The 15461-nt window shown below is 37.1% G+C and carries 10 protein-coding genes; 6 read left to right on the plus strand and 4 right to left on the minus strand.

Going from position 1 to position 15461, the window contains the following annotated elements; genetic code table 11:
* Window positions 1-920: 920 nt before the first annotated feature.
* Window positions 921-1481 (minus strand): hypothetical protein, encoded by a 561-nt coding sequence (locus ACHZA2_RS11535; RefSeq protein WP_319579835.1) that lies wholly within the window; start codon window positions 1479-1481, stop codon window positions 921-923.
* Between the two features lie 541 nt (window positions 1482-2022).
* Window positions 2023-3210: an ISH3 family transposase gene (locus ACHZA2_RS11540; protein WP_319579836.1), complete on the minus strand. Its 1188-nt coding sequence runs from the start codon at window positions 3208-3210 to the stop codon at window positions 2023-2025.
* A gap of 1375 nt (window positions 3211-4585) precedes the next feature.
* On the opposite strand from ACHZA2_RS11540, the gene ACHZA2_RS11545 reads away from it, so the two are divergent.
* Together ACHZA2_RS11545 and ACHZA2_RS11550 are read left to right on the plus strand one after the other, a co-directional pair.
* The gene (locus ACHZA2_RS11545; protein WP_319579837.1) at window positions 4586-5677 is read left to right on the plus strand and encodes a hypothetical protein; all 1092 of its coding nucleotides are present in this window, start codon (window positions 4586-4588) and stop codon (window positions 5675-5677) included.
* Window positions 5678-6526: a hypothetical protein gene (locus ACHZA2_RS11550; RefSeq protein ID WP_319579838.1), complete on the plus strand. Its 849-nt coding sequence runs from the start codon at window positions 5678-5680 to the stop codon at window positions 6524-6526.
* A gap of 110 nt (window positions 6527-6636) precedes the next feature.
* Here ACHZA2_RS11550 and ACHZA2_RS11555 read toward each other — a convergent pair whose 3' ends face one another.
* A complete protein-coding gene (locus tag ACHZA2_RS11555) occupies window positions 6637-7914 on the minus strand; it encodes a PQQ-binding-like beta-propeller repeat protein (RefSeq protein ID WP_319579839.1) in 1278 nt (425 codons plus the stop codon).
* A 1045-nt stretch (window positions 7915-8959) separates the two neighbouring features.
* On the opposite strand from ACHZA2_RS11555, the gene ACHZA2_RS11560 reads away from it, so the two are divergent.
* The gene (locus tag ACHZA2_RS11560) at window positions 8960-10051 is read left to right on the plus strand and encodes a hypothetical protein (protein WP_319579840.1); all 1092 of its coding nucleotides are present in this window, start codon (window positions 8960-8962) and stop codon (window positions 10049-10051) included.
* A complete protein-coding gene (locus ACHZA2_RS11565) occupies window positions 10052-10882 on the plus strand; it encodes a hypothetical protein (protein WP_319579841.1) in 831 nt (276 codons plus the stop codon).
* Between the two features lie 89 nt (window positions 10883-10971).
* On the opposite strand, the gene ACHZA2_RS11570 is transcribed toward ACHZA2_RS11565, so the two are convergent.
* A complete protein-coding gene (locus ACHZA2_RS11570) occupies window positions 10972-12243 on the minus strand; it encodes a PQQ-binding-like beta-propeller repeat protein (protein WP_319579842.1) in 1272 nt (423 codons plus the stop codon).
* 1053 nt (window positions 12244-13296) lie between these two features.
* Here ACHZA2_RS11570 and ACHZA2_RS11575 point away from each other — a divergent pair.
* Together ACHZA2_RS11575 and ACHZA2_RS11580 are read left to right on the plus strand one after the other, a co-directional pair.
* Complete coding sequence (locus ACHZA2_RS11575; RefSeq protein WP_319579840.1) at window positions 13297-14388, plus strand: hypothetical protein; 1092 nt, start codon at window positions 13297-13299, stop codon at window positions 14386-14388.
* Window positions 14389-15390, plus strand: coding sequence for a hypothetical protein (locus tag ACHZA2_RS11580; RefSeq protein ID WP_319579843.1), 1002 nt, complete (start codon window positions 14389-14391; stop codon window positions 15388-15390).
* Window positions 15391-15461 lie beyond the last annotated feature (71 nt).

The following is a 15461-nucleotide window of genomic DNA, read 5'->3' on the forward strand; positions in this document are numbered from 1 at the left end:
TTTCAACTGTTTTCAAGGGATTAGAACTGATTCTCCCTTGGAATTTGATGAACTTACATACAAATCCTTCGTATCAGAGGTGGTAGAGTGACTATAAGTCTGATTTGTTTTCTGGGTCATTATTTAAGGGGGGCAAATGTGCCTGTAATATGCAGACACTGTTTATTCATCTCTCTGTACCAATGATTCTTAACCGAATCACAGATGATGAGAATGCCATGAATCGTGCCTTTCAATGACAAAAAAATTAGTTTGTGGATTAACGCCAACACAGATTTCGGTAGTGAACGGCGGTGAAAACCACCAAGTGCAATGCAGTCAATAGTGGACAAATATTCATGGCGGCATTTTTCAAAAGAAAAATGCAGGTCTGTTCTCATCACTAATAGAATAGTACGTATGTATAATTGAATTTGAAGAGAGGATCTAAATCATCTCTGCATTGCCGGTAATACTATGATTGAGGCTAATTGATTAAACATTCTTTAACAAAAATAATAATAATAAAAAAAGATCTTATCATATCCTTGAATTGTAGTATTTCAATGTGCATTATTATTTTATAGGGGATAGCGATTAACCCCCTATTTCTGGATTTGAGTATATATGCAATTTATAAACTCGTTGCCATCAGGAGAAGGTTATGCACAATCCTCAATAATTAGAAAATAGTGATTAGTGATAAGTACTATCTATCCTTCAAATTTTGTAGAAGGGACATTAGATTTTCTGTTTCATAAATAGCAAGTTCATTCTTACTACAATATTTCTGAAACAGAGATCTTTGTATCTCATTGAGTATCTTTTGTCCTGTATCGATGGAATATTTAGCCAATTGGAGATATTTCATCCACACTGTCAATAAACCGATCATATTCATCACGGTAATTCCAAAGGAGATTATAACAAGAACATCCAAGTTACTCATCCCCAAACTCGATATAATCAAGAATACTCATATTTCCGTGAATAGAAGCCATATCATTAAGAATAACACTTTTATTCGAGGATTGTTTATCCATGAGGATCAATCCAGACCCGTTGATGAAAGTTTTTGCCGATGTTTTATCACTGGTTTCAGTTGACCGCGATGAGGCATAGGTTGCGGAATCTAGCAGACCGGATACATAGACCTCATCTTGTTTTGAATTAGGTATAGCCTGGATATCAAAAACACATACGGGGGATTCTATTTTCTTAAGATCTTGTAAATGATTAAAATATTCATCAATCCCAAGAACTCCTGTGCTATTTGTTGATATCGAACTATCAATACCGTTTGTGATATGAACTGTCCGATCAGTTGCCGCTTTATTGGTGGTCATCAGATTTAGTGCATAGGTCTCATTAGAATCTCTTATTGAAGAGTGTATCCAATATGATCCATCACAGATCACTGAAGAAGATAACACGTCCCCAATAGTCACGCCGCAGATTACGAGAAATCCAACTACTAGAATACCAGATAGTATACTTTTCATGGAAATACATCCTTATAATTCGATAAAAGATGCCACAGATCTCTGCACCACCAATCAGATATGGAATTTTTCACCAGACGATAGCCATATATCAAAACAGACAATAGGCCCAAGAGTAAGAATGGGGAGTAGAGCCATCCCATCTCAGTTTTTAGTTTATCCAAAAGAGAATACGCTAAATCCCAATTTTTAGTAAGATAATATTCATAATTCACTATCAATCTCTCCTGCCCTACTGGGCATAATAAACTCTGCAGATGAGTATTAAGGATAGAGAAGAGGAAGAAAAAAACAGGCATTTCCGGCAGTTATGGTAAAAATAAAAGATTTGATTAAATTTTTAATTTTCATCATATCATTATTACAATCGTGTTTAAAATTTGTTCTCCGGACAATTTTTTAGACTTCCTGGGTATCGGTCTACAATTTTGCACTTTCGTAGTCTTCGGCTTCCCTGATATGTCCAATAGAGGTGTGGACATTGATGTTGAGAACATAGTTCTGTATTTCAGTAGTTCGCTAACTCATTTACAGATATTAATTATTTAACGTAACTATATCGAGATCTCTCAATTGGAACCCTGTATGAGGGAATTCGAGTCCTAAACTTTCTCAACTTTTTTGTATAATTCCAAAGGAGATCAAGGAACCATTCAAACCTGAATGCACGCAAAATAATTACACGAGGACCTGTCTGGATAGGTGAAAAATAATCCCATGCTATCGCAAGCCAAATATTCTTTAAGAGCATTGAAACTATGGCGTAAAAATACCTAAGTTTTACACTTTTAGACGATGTTTTAGGCTTTGACCGGTTTCTCATCCTATAAGATGATTCAATTGCGAATCGAGTACGATATATGTTGAAAATCTTTTTGAACTTCCAATCTATTCCAAATACAACATATCCATAGTTAATCGCTTTGTTCTTCCCTCTTTTCCCTTTCGAGTATGTGGTAACAACAGCTAATCTGAAAGTAACTGGACACTTTCGGTCCTTCATTGTATAGGTGTCAAACCTTGATCCTCTTCCGTCTAATAACTCTATCATCCGTTTTCCATGTCTTTTTACTGGGATAATGTGAGGCACATCGCAGATCTGTAATAGTTTGATAACTTTTTTACTATAAAAACCACGATCTAAACATAAAACCTCCATCTTCAGGTTTAATGACTTTATTACGTCCAAAAAGTATGCTACATAGTAAGCTGAAGAGAACTCCGGATGCATCGGGAGGATGGATAAAGTAAGCTGACGGTTTTTGTTAATGACATACAGAGTTGCGTATCCGTAAAAATCGTTTGTAGACTTCTTTTTCTGGCTTCGGACAATATAATCACAGTTTTCCTGGGTTTGATTACCATAGTAGGGATCCAACGTAAAATCTATTGCGAATTTATACGCTGTTCCAGGATTAAGGATGGATATTGCATCAGAGGTTAGTATTTCTACATTATTTTCCTGAAGAAAGTCAAAGTCAAGTTTCTGAAGGTGGTGCCGCATTGAGGTTTCACAAGGAACATTAACAAGACTATTCGTTGTTGAATGAATTGATCCCTGATTAGAAGCCATTCCGACGACTGTTTCAATAACTTTTCTCTGGTTCAGTTTTCCTCGAATCGGGATTTGAAGAGTATTGTCAAGCGCAGAAACGACCCTTCTAAAGCACGTCTTCTCGCTAATTGAAGGGCAATTTGTCGCAGGATTGGATTTAAACTGATATGCCACAGGGGGCAACTCATATCTATATTAAGGTGCCGAATTGCACTCGGCGTCGAAAAATTGAGTTGGTGAACTACTGTATTTGGTCTCATGACTTGTTTTGTCCTTTTAATTACAGGATTTTCAATCCCATCGAAGGGTTAGATCCTATCAGAAAAATATAAGTCATGAAATTATTCCGATATCCTGGGGTACTGCTCCACCACCTAAAATGATGTACCGGCGCCATTGGTGATTTGATAACAACCAGAACTCGACAACCCCGGGAATCGATTGTATTTTTACTAATTCAGAAAGATGCATGATATCCTCTGTAAATTGAAAAACACCAGGGGTACGGGATCTTCGAATTCTTATAAAAAGAATATCCTTAGTTCCTTTCCATGCAATAAGGTGAAAGAGACTTTCCGGCCCGGTTGTTTTTTCAACCTGATAACCTGCTAATAAAAGAAGTCGTCGAGCTGATGAAGTAGCAATTCGATCATATTTTTGACTCGTATTCATCGTTCATCCTCAAAAAACAAGATGGATCATTTCAGCATGATTCACTCGGACTTTGGTTGCAGAAGTAATCAGGGTATTTTTCAAAGGAAAGAAATTAAAAAGGGGATATAGGTTAGATATCACACTCCACCTCCATTCACTAGGCAAAAGGTTATCTTTCAATGGAGACAGTATAGATGATGATCTCCGTTCTCTGATGCACATGTGGCAATGAGTAGTCAAGGGGCGGGGATCATTATGAGTCATCTTCTCTCTCCTTATCCCGGATTTTACCAGAATAAATCAGATTCGTGCACAATTTTCTTTTGTGATTCAAGAGATCACCACAGAACAGTGAGGTCTTTTGCCTCAGTGTCTGCATATTCGACTCATTAGATCTTAATAAAATAGTTTCGGTATCTTTTGTGACAAGTTAATCTAAGTAATCGTTTTTTATGTAATACAATGATGCAACGTTGAAATAATACGGTTTATGAATGTGATATAGGTTTTTTTTGACGATTATCTTTTTTTTTAAAAAATGTTTAATCAATTTGCCCGGAACGTGATACTAGAGATAATACGTGGATGATTTTGATCACTCGTTCAAATTCTTTTATACATACATGCTATTCTGATAGTGATGAGAACAAACCTGCATTTTTCGTTTGAAGAATGTTGCCATGAAAATGTGCCCATCACTGAGCGTATTATACTCATTGGTGCCATTCACCCAGGTAAATCCTCCGCTAGTGTTAATCCACAAGCCTGGAGTTTCTGTCGTGGAAGGGTAGGATCCATGGCATTCTCATCATCTATGATTTGGCATGAATCATTCGTACAGAGAGATGAATAAACAGTGTCTGCTTATTACAGGCACATTTACCCCCCTTTAAAAATGACAAATAACTCAAAGAAGACCAGTAGTGACTCTACCTCCACTGAAACGAAGGATCTGTATGTAATTACATCAAATCCAAAAAATTTCAAGGGAAAATCGGTCCTACTCCTTGAAGAACAGTTAAGAAACCAAGGGTATTCTGTTGCAATCTTGTACATGTGCAATGGGTTTATTGACACTCATAATGCATTGCAATCCGGACGTTACCATTATTCGATTCCCATCGAGGCTGCAAAGAGCAGGGAAGCATTTGAAGCATGGGTTCCAGTTGGCTATGATAAGTACATCCTTGAGGTTACCTTGCCATATTCTCCGATCGGGGCTGCATACCTGGATCTCTTTCAGAGTATCAATGAAGTAATTCCGTATGATCTGAAAGACTCCTGGAAAGAGCATATTCTGGATCCGCAAAACTCATTCGAAAGCCTTGAAATCCCGTTTTCAGGAGATATTTCACCGATGTGGGATATTATTCACAACCGAACTGTTCAAACAATCATCTCGAAATCACCAATCCCCCTGAACGGTCCCTATCTGGATACTACACCTGCACTTATCAATCCGGATCTGATCCTGAAAGAACAGGTAACTCCACGTATACAGTTCCCTCACAGTGAGAAGAAGGTACTTGCTTTTGGTCCTATCCCTGCAGAGTACTGGGATATCTATCCAGGTATGGTCTGGAATCTATCAGAGTATGACATTTTCAGGAATGAGTTTCTATCCGGAAACTACGACTATGTAATCCTGGGAACTGGATATACGGAAGAACTCAAAACCAGTGAGGTGAATTCGAAATATACTATCATCAGTTATCAACTTCCGTTAGGCCAGGGAGCAAGTTCATCCTCAAGGAATATAACGAGATCTCCGAATCTGTCCAATGTGTTTCAGAAGATAAAAAATGGGCAACGGGGAGATTCATTGACGTCCTGTCACTGTGCGTATGAAGAATACTCGGACAAATACTGGATCAAGAAAAAGGTTATCGACAAAGACCTGATCTGGACCGAGAAAAATATCGTGTATTGCAACGGGTGGGTAGTTCCCCAGTATTTGATCCTGGAAGGTCTTCTGGAGGTGAATTAGATGTGTGGAACATCTGTAATAAATTGTCCTGGAACGACAAAATTTGGATTCCCTCCCACATTTGTTGTAACATGGGATCCTCAAGGTTCAGATGTGCTTTCAGGTGATCTACGTTTATATTCTGGACATCAATTGTTAAAAGAAGAATATGGAAGTAGTATGACATATACTCCAGATCCATGCACCCCGCCAGGCAAATATAAATTTTGCCTAACTGAATGGGGAGAACTTTGTCAAAATGGATGCAATGGAAATTGTTGTGAATGGATAGTTGAATCAGCTGATGGTGATGAACCTGATAGTTCTCCTTATATTGGCTTTAATATTCATGAGTATAGTTGTTGTTCACAAGTATGGAATGAGGCAGTCTGCAAAGAGAACGCAATAATTCTTCTGGCTAGGACTGGTAATCTATCTCAATGGCAAGAACAACTAACTAGTTGTTACTGGAGAAAAAACAAATGTTATGCTTCGCATCCCTTTATTAATGCTGCAACCCCAAAGAAGGATTTGTATTATGTTTCAGTAAGAAATGACTGCGGGTGCCCAGGTCATGCAGTTGTTGGTGAAATAAAAGACAAAACTGTAAGTATCGAAAATTTCACAAACTGGAGATTTATTCAATGGGGAAATTTAAACATTACACCTGGAGAAATCGAAACTGATGATGATGGTAAGCAAATCTATCAAATTCCATTAGGTTGTGGAAGTACTGGTACAACAGTTATAATTACAAAAATTAATACATTATCAGTTATAGATTGTAAAATCAAAATTGGATTTAGCGATCCAGTCGTCATTTTCAATATAGATAATTTGGGTGATGTAACAATTGGAACATTGAATTAATTATTCAAAATTTTTTATCAAATAATTCAATTTTTTTCAGTTTTATTACTGATAGATATCTTTTTAAATAATCATTCTAATTTGTGCAAGAATTAATTGTGTTAAAAAAATCAACCTCCTTCTCCAGATACCTTCAAAGCGTGGAGGTAACCATCTTTCGTAGTATAATACACCCACTTATTTAATATAAGAGGAGTAGAATAAACAGCCTTTCCAAGTGTTTCATAGTTCCATATGATAGATCCATTCAAGGCATTTACTGCTACAATATTACCATCTTCTCCACCTATATAAAGTATTTCTTTTGAGATTACAGAAGTTCCACCTACCATGTACGGATCGACATGGGAGATCCACTTTTTTTCTCCTGTGCGGGCATCTAATGCATATTCATATCCATCTGTATCTCCGAAATATACAATTCCAGACTCAATAAAGGGAAACTTCCAGATATAGGAGTGCATTATTTTATTTTTCCAAATCAACGTACCATTCTGGGCATTCACAGAATAAAAAATACGGTCAGTAGTTCCAAAATAAATCACTCCATCAGAAAGAATTGAGTTTATGTGGTTTTGATTATGGATAAAAAATTTCCATCTTTCTTCTCCAGTATACATATCAAGGGCATAAAGGTTGGTGTAATTATCACAGAAATATATATTCTCCCCATCTGTCATCAGAGGTGAAGATACAAATTTCCCGGATTTGAACCTCCAGATTTCTGTTCCGGTTGAGGCATTGAGGGCATACACATTGGTAAAGTTACAATTAAAAAAAACCATATCTCCGTCATCCACAGGAGGATCCGAAACAAATGACTCCGTTTTGGATCTCCATTTTTCTTTTCCTGTTAGGGCATCTAAAGCATACAAATAATCGGGATCTTTTCTTCCAAAATAGATCGTGCTTTTTCCATCCTGAAGAGTTGAAAGGATACTTGCATTGGTGGTTACATTCCATCGTTTCGTTCCTGTCATTGGATCAACGGAAATTACATTTCCATTGTGAATAAAATATACAAATTTTTTCGAAATTACCGGGTTTTCAACATTTGGATATTTCCACTTGATTTCACGTGTTTGGGGATCGAGAGCATACAAATTATGATCTAAATTGTTAAAAAATAAGGTATCGTTTACAATTTGAAAGAATGAATAGGTATAGATTGGATTCGGTTTGCTTGGATTTTCACCAATAAAACTCCATTCATCTCCATGATAATGAGTAAAATTCGAAAAATCATAACTCGGAAAAGCGGTCACACTAATCGGAGTAGAATTATTCACTTCAGATCCTTTCTCCTGGACTAGATCTGTACATCCACAGCAGAGGAGTGTTACTCCGAGGAAAAACAAGTAAAGCAGGGTAAAAGGTTTTGTTATCATAATGCACCTCATAATTGTATCTAACATTTTACATCTTCAAATTATATTGATATGGGATATAAGTTACTCATGTTAATAATTGTATATAATAATTACTTTTTATTTAGTCATTTATTTTAAATAAAATTTTCATTCTTCTTTACCCCTCTTCTCTTCTTCTTTTTACATGGAAATGCATATGAAATTGGAAACAAATTGCATATAGTGGATTTTCATTCGCCAAGCATGAGGCAGCGCCTCATATGGATTTTAGAGGAAAGAAATTAAAAAGGGGATATAGGTTAGATATCACACTCCACCTCCATTCACTAGGCAAAAGGTTATCTTTCAATGGAGACAGTATAGATGATGATCTCCGTTCTCTGATGCACATGTGGCAATGAGTAGTCAAGGGGCGGGGATCATTATGAGTCATCTTCTCTCTCCTTATCCCGGATTTTACCAGAATAAATCAGATTCGTGCACAATTTTCTTTTGTGATTCAAGAGATCACCACAGAACAGTGAGGTCTTTTGCCTCAGTGTCTGCATATTCGACTCATTAGATCTTAATAAAATAGTTTCGGTATCTTTTGTGACAAGTTAATCTAAGTAATCGTTTTTTATGTAATACAATGATGCAACGTTGAAATAATACAATTTAAGAATGTGATATAGGTCTTTTTGACGATTATCATTTTTTTAAAAAAATGTTTAATCATTTTGCCCGGATCGTGATACTAGAGATAATACGTGGATGATTTTGATCCCTCGTTCAAATTCTTTTATACATACATGCTATTCTGATAGTGATGAGAACAAACCTGCATTTTTCGTTTGAAGAATGTTGCCATGAAAATGTGCCCATCACTGAGCGTATTATACTCATTGGTGCCATTCACCCAGGTAAATCCTCCGCTAGTGTTAATCCACAAGCCTGGAGTTTCTGTCGTGGAAGGGTAGGATCCATGGCATTCTCATCATCTATGATTTGGAATGAATCATTTGTATAGAGAAATGAATAAACAGTGTCTGCTTATTACAGGCACATTTACCCCCCTTAAAAAATGACAAATAACTCAAAGAAGACCAGTAGTGACTCTACCTCCACTGAAACGAAGGATCTGTATGTAATTACATCAAATCCAAAAAATTTCAAGGGAAAATCGGTCCTACTCCTTGAAGAACAGTTAAGAAACCAAGGGTATTCTGTTGCAATCTTGTACATGTGCAATGGGTTTATTGACACACATAATGCATTGCAATCCGGACGTTACCATTATTCGATTCCCATCGAGGCTGCAAAGAGCAGGGAAGCATTTGAAGCATGGGTTCCAGTTGGCTATGATAAGTACATCCTTGAGGTTACCTTGCCATATTCTCCGATCGGGGCTGCATACCTGGATCTCTTTCAGAGTATCAATGAAGTAATTCCGTATGATCTGAAAGACTCCTGGAAAGAGCATATTCTGGATCCGCAAAACTCATTCGAAAGCCTTGAAATCCCGTTTTCAGGAGATATTTCACCGATGTGGGATATTATTCACAACCGAACTGTTCAAACAATCATCTCGAAATCACCAATCCCCCTGAACGGTCCCTATCTGGATACTACACCTGCACTTATCAATCCTGATCTGATCCTGAAAGAACAGGTAACTCCACGTATGCAGTTCCCTCACAGTGAGAAGAAGGTACTTGCTTTTGGTCCTATCCCTGCAGAGTACTGGGATATCTATCCAGGTATGGTCTGGAATCTATCAGAGTATGACGCTTTCAGGAATGAGTTTCTATCCGGAAACTACGACTATGTAATCCTGGGAACTGGATATACGGAAGAACTCAAAACCAGTGAGGTGAATTCGAAATATACTATCATCAGTTATCAACTTCCGTTAGGCCAGGGAGCAAGTTCATCCTCAAGGAATATAACGAGATCTCCGAATCTGTCCAATGTGTTTCAGAAGATAAAAAATGGGCAGCGGGGAGATTCATTGACGTCCTGTCACTGTGCGTATGAAGAATACTCGGACAAATACTGGATCAAGAAAAAGGTTATCGACAAAGACCTGATCTGGACCGAGAAAAATATCGTGTATTGCAACGGGTGGGTAGTTCCCCAGTATTTGATCCTGGAAGGTCTTCTGGAGGTGAATTAAATGTGTGGAATATTGGCTCTATCGGATCCTGGGACAACAATATGTGGATCATCCAGTCCTACAATTTCGGTAACCTGGGATAATCAAGTATATGCGCCTGAATTAATCGATATAAGTTTGTTTATTGATGGTAAAAATGTAAAATCGTGTACTAAATGTTCTTCTCTTACATATACACCCAGCCCATGTGACTTCGGGCCGGGAACGTATCCAGTCACTGCTTCCGGGGATGCATTTCAAGTAAATAAAGGATGGGTAGTTGAAAATCCAGGATGTGAAGAGTCAGATAATTGCTCGTTTATTAATTTTGATATTCACCAATACAAATGTGGTGATTGCGATTGGAGGGATGCTGCTTGCTTCGAAAATGCAGTAATTCTTCTAGCCAGGACTGGAAATTTATCCCAATGGCAGAATCAACTAACCAATTGTCGCTGGAGAAGAAATGCAAATTGTCCAGATTATCCATTTATCAACTCAAATGTCCCAACTAGAGATTTGTATTACGTTTCAGTAACAAATGATTGCGGGTGCCCAGGTCATGCAGTTGTTGGTGAAATAAAAGACACAACTATAAGCATTGAAAATTTTCAAAATTGGAGATTTATTCAATGGGGAAACTTAAACATTACACCTGGAGAAATCGAAACTGATGATGATGGCAAGCAAATTTATCAAATTCCATTAGGTTGTGGAAGTACAGATACAAAAGTTACAATTATGAAAATTAATGCATTATCAGTTACAGATTGTGATATTCATGTTGTGTATAGTAATCCATTAGTCATTTTCAATATAGATAATTTGGGTGATGTAACAATTGGAACCTAGTATTAATTATTTTTATTTTAATAATTGATTAATATCTTTTTTGAAATAATACCTCTAATTAGTGCAAGAATTAATTATATTATAAAAAATCAACTCACATCTTCAGATACCTTCAAAGCATGGAGGTATCCATCTTTCGTAGTATAATACACCCATTCATTCAATATAAGAGGAGTGGAAAAAACACCCCCTCCTAGTGTTTTATACTTCCATAAAATAGATCCATTCAAGGCGTTTACTGCTACAAGATAACCATCTGCTCCACCGATATATAGTATTCCTTTTGAAATTGCAGGAGATCCACCAACCATGAAAGAATCGACATGGGAAATCCACTTTTTTTCTCCTGTCTGGGCATCCAATGCGGATAAGAACCCTACATCGTCTCCAAAATATACAATATGATCTTCTACAACTGGAGTATGATAGACTCTGTTATGGATATTATTTTTCCATATTAGTGTACCGTTTTGGGAATTTACAGCATAAAATTGACCTTTAATGTTAATGCTTCCAAAATAAATTATTCCTTCACGTATGACCGACTTTTCATAATTAGCAGAACTATTCCATATTTTATTTCCCGAATAAATATCAATAGCTCTTACAACTGAATAATTATCACTGAAATATAATAACCCATTTTCAGTTAGAAGGGGAGAATTAACATGTTTATCAGTATTAAATCTCCAGATTTCTGTTCCGGTTGAGGCATTGAGGGCATACACATTGATATAGTTGCAACTAAAAAAGACCATACCAGAATCTTCTACCGGGGAATTAGAGACAAATGACTCTGTTTTGGAACTCCATTTTTCTTTTCCGGTTAGGGCATCTAAGGCATACAAATAATCGGGATCTTTTCTTCCAAAATAGATAGTGGTTTTTCCATCCTGAAGAGTCGAAAGAATACTTGCATTGTTGGTAACATTCCATCGTTCTACTCCCGCCTTTGGATCAACAGCAACTACATTCCCATTGTGAATAAAATATATGAGATTATTTGAAATAACCGGATTATCAACACCTGAATATTTCCACTTGATTTCACGTGTTTGGAGATCAAGAGCATACAAATTATGATCTAAATTGTTAAAAAATAAGGTATCGTTTACAATTTGAAAGAATGAATAGGTATAGATTGGATTCGATTTTGTTGAAGTATCACCAATAAAACTCCATTCATCTCCATGATATAGAGTAATATTCGAAATTATGTCGTTTGAAGGAGCGATCTCATTTATCTGGGTTGAGTTATTTACTCCAAGTCCTCTCTCCTGTACCAGATCAATACATCCACAACAGAGGAGTGTTACTCCGAGGAAAAACAGGCAAAACAGGGTAAAAGGTTTTGTTATCATAATGCACCTCATAATTGTATCTAACATTTTACATCTTCAAATTATATTGATATGGGATATAAGTTATTCATGTTAATAATTGTATATGATAATTACTTTTTATTTAGTCAATTTTTTTAAATAAAATTTTCATTCTTCTTTACCTCTCTTCTCTTCTTCTTTTTACATGGAAATGCATATGAAATTGGAAACAAATTGCATATAGTGGATTTTCATTCGCCAAGTATGAGGCAGCGCCTCATAGGGGTTTTAGAGGAAAGAAATTAAAAAGGGGATATAGGTTAGATACCACACTCCACCTCCATTCACTAGGCAAAAGGTTATCTTTCAATGGAGACAGTATAGATGATGATCTCCGTTCTCTGATGCACATGTGGCAATGAGTAGTCAAGGGGCGGGGATCATTATGAGTCATCTTCTCTCTCCTTATCCCGGATTTTACCAGAATAAATCAGATTCGTGCACAATTTTCTTTTGTGATTCAAGAGATCACCACAGAACAGTGAGGTCTTCTGCCTCAGTGTCTGCATATTCGACTCATTAGATCTTAATAAAATAGTTTCGGTATCTTTTGTGACAAGTTAATCGAAGTAATCGTATTTTATGTAATATAATGATGCAACATTGAAATAATACAATTTAAGAATGTGACATAGGTCTTTTTTGACGATTATCATTTTTTTTAAAAAATGTTTAATCAATTTGCCCGGATCGTGATACTAAAGATAATTCGTGGATGATTTTGATCCCCTGTTCAAATTCTTTTATACATACATGCTATTCTGGTAGTGATGAGAACAAACCCGCATTTTTCGTTTCAAGAATGCTGCCATGAAAATTTGCCCATCACTGAGCGTATTATACTCATTGGTCATTGTTGCCATTCACCCAGGTAAATCCTCCGCTAGTGTTAATCCACAAACCTGGAGTTTCTGTCGTGGAAGGGTAGGATCCATGGCATTCTCATCATCTATGATTTGGAATGAATCATTTGTATAGAGAAATGAATAAACGGTGTCTGCTTATTACAGGCACATTTACCCCCCTTAAAAAATGACAAATAACTCAAAGAAGACCAGTAGTGACTCTACCTCCACTGAAACGAAGGATCTGTATGTAATTACATCAAATCCAAAAAATTTCAAGGGAAAATCGGTCCTACTCCTTGAAGAACAGTTAAGAAACCAAGGGTATTCTGTTGCAATCTTGTACATGTGCAATGGGTTTATTGACACACATAATGCATTGCAATCCGGACGTTACCATTATTCGATTCCCATCGAGGCTGCAAAGAGCAGGGAAGCATTTGAAGCATGGGTTCCAGTTGGCTATGATAAGTACATCCTTGAGGTTACCTTGCCATATTCTCCGATCGGGGCTGCATACCTGGATCTCTTTCAGAGTATCAATGAAGTAATTCCGTATGATCTGAAAGACTCCTGGAAAGAGCATATTCTGGATCCGCAAAACTCATTCGAAAGCCTTGAAATCCCGTTTTCAGGAGATATTTCACCGATGTGGGATATTATTCACAACCGAACTGTTCAAACAATCATCTCGAAATCACCAATCCCCCTGAACGGTCCCTATCTGGATACTACACCTGCACTTATCAATCCTGATCTGATCCTGAAAGAACAGGTAACTCCACGTATGCAGTTCCCTCACAGTGAGAAGAAGGTACTTGCTTTTGGTCCTATCCCTGCAGAGTACTGGGATATCTATCCAGGTATGGTCTGGAATCTATCAGAGTATGACGCTTTCAGGAATGAGTTTCTATCCGGAAACTACGACTATGTAATCCTGGGAACTGGATATACGGAAGAACTCAAAACCAGTGAGGTGAATTCGAAATATACTATCATCAGTTATCAACTTCCGTTAGGCCAGGGAGCAAGTTCATCCTCAAGGAATATAACGAGATCTCCGAATCTGTCCAATGTGTTTCAGAAGATAAAAAATGGGCAGCGGGGAGATTCATTGACGTCCTGTCACTGTGCGTATGAAGAATACTCGGACAAATACTGGATCAAGAAAAAGGTTATCGACAAAGACCTGATCTGGACCGAGAAAAATATCGTGTATTGCAACGGGTGGGTAGTTCCCCAGTATTTGATCCTGGAAGGTCTTCTGGAGGTGAATTAAATGTGTGGAATATTGGCTCTATCGGATCCTGGGACAACAATATGTGGATCATCCAGTCCTACAATTACGGTAACCTGGGATAATCAAGAATATGCGCCTCCATTAATCGATATAAGTTTGTTTATTGATGGTAAAAATGTAAAATCGTGTACTAACTGTTCTTCTCTTACATATACACCCAGCCCATGTGACTTCGGGCCGGGAACGCATCCAGTCACAGCTTTCGGGGATGGATTTCAAGTAAATAGGGGATGGGTAGTTGAATCAGTCATTCCTAAAGTATCTTTGCGATGGGATTCAATAGAAACGCTTTCTTCAGGTCTTTTTTCCCCAAAACTCATAGCAGCAGCGTATGATATTACAGACTGTAAAGTAACTATAGACGTATACCTTGATGAGGGGTTACTAATTTCAAGTGTTGGACCATCTGTAACTGCAACTATACCATACCAACTATTTGACTCAAATTCACTAGCGTCTGGACCCCATACAATCCGCGCCGTAGCAAAAAGCGAATGCGGAGATAGTGAAGCCGTTTATTGTAAATTTGTGATCGGTGATACGGCTATGAATGTTAGTGGTTGCTCTTCGATTCATCTAGTTCCAATATTATTTATAGAATCTGATGGGCTTTGTGCATTAGTTGCAAAATATCAATGTGATATATGCTGGTTGTGCTCGAGTGATATTATGATTCCCGTAACAAGTTCAACAGATTTATCTATTCAAGTCGAATGGGCTGAAATATCGTCTCCTGTGTCTAGATCAGATCATATTGATTATGATTATTCTTTAGGATCTGGGACTGTGAATGGGATTTTTGCATATGTCGTCCCAAGCTCAGGGATTTACTCAATTATTGCTTCAAGTTCGACAAATTGTACTGGAGTCAGAAATATTGGTGGGGGATATGATGAAAATGGTAATCCTAAAAAAGGGATTATTCTTCCTGCTTATATTTCAGGTAATCCAAGTTGTACAGCAACTCTTAAAAATTTATAAATTCTATGGCTTTTAAAAAAAAAAATTCTCTAATATTTTTTAGGTACAATTTGAAAATTATTAATATCATA

Origin of the sequence: uncultured Methanospirillum sp. (genome assembly GCF_963668415.2) — an archaeon.
In the GTDB taxonomy this organism is placed as follows: Archaea; Halobacteriota; Methanomicrobia; order Methanomicrobiales; family Methanospirillaceae; genus Methanospirillum.

Bases quoted from the DNA above. Each gene is read 5' to 3' on its own strand.
- ACHZA2_RS11535 (WP_319579835.1), bottom strand. From the start codon at position 1,481: ATGAAAAGTATACTATCTGGTATTCTAGTAGTTGGATTTCTCGTAATC.
- ACHZA2_RS11545 (WP_319579837.1), top strand. From the start codon at position 4,586: ATGACAAATAACTCAAAGAAGACCAGTAGTGACTCTACCTCCACTGAA.
- ACHZA2_RS11550 (WP_319579838.1), top strand. From the start codon at position 5,678: ATGTGTGGAACATCTGTAATAAATTGTCCTGGAACGACAAAATTTGGA.
- ACHZA2_RS11555 (WP_319579839.1), bottom strand. From the start codon at position 7,914: ATGATAACAAAACCTTTTACCCTGCTTTACTTGTTTTTCCTCGGAGTA.
- ACHZA2_RS11560 (WP_319579840.1), top strand. From the start codon at position 8,960: ATGACAAATAACTCAAAGAAGACCAGTAGTGACTCTACCTCCACTGAA.
- ACHZA2_RS11565 (WP_319579841.1), top strand. From the start codon at position 10,052: ATGTGTGGAATATTGGCTCTATCGGATCCTGGGACAACAATATGTGGA.
- ACHZA2_RS11570 (WP_319579842.1), bottom strand. From the start codon at position 12,243: ATGATAACAAAACCTTTTACCCTGTTTTGCCTGTTTTTCCTCGGAGTA.
- ACHZA2_RS11575 (WP_319579840.1), top strand. From the start codon at position 13,297: ATGACAAATAACTCAAAGAAGACCAGTAGTGACTCTACCTCCACTGAA.
- ACHZA2_RS11580 (WP_319579843.1), top strand. From the start codon at position 14,389: ATGTGTGGAATATTGGCTCTATCGGATCCTGGGACAACAATATGTGGA.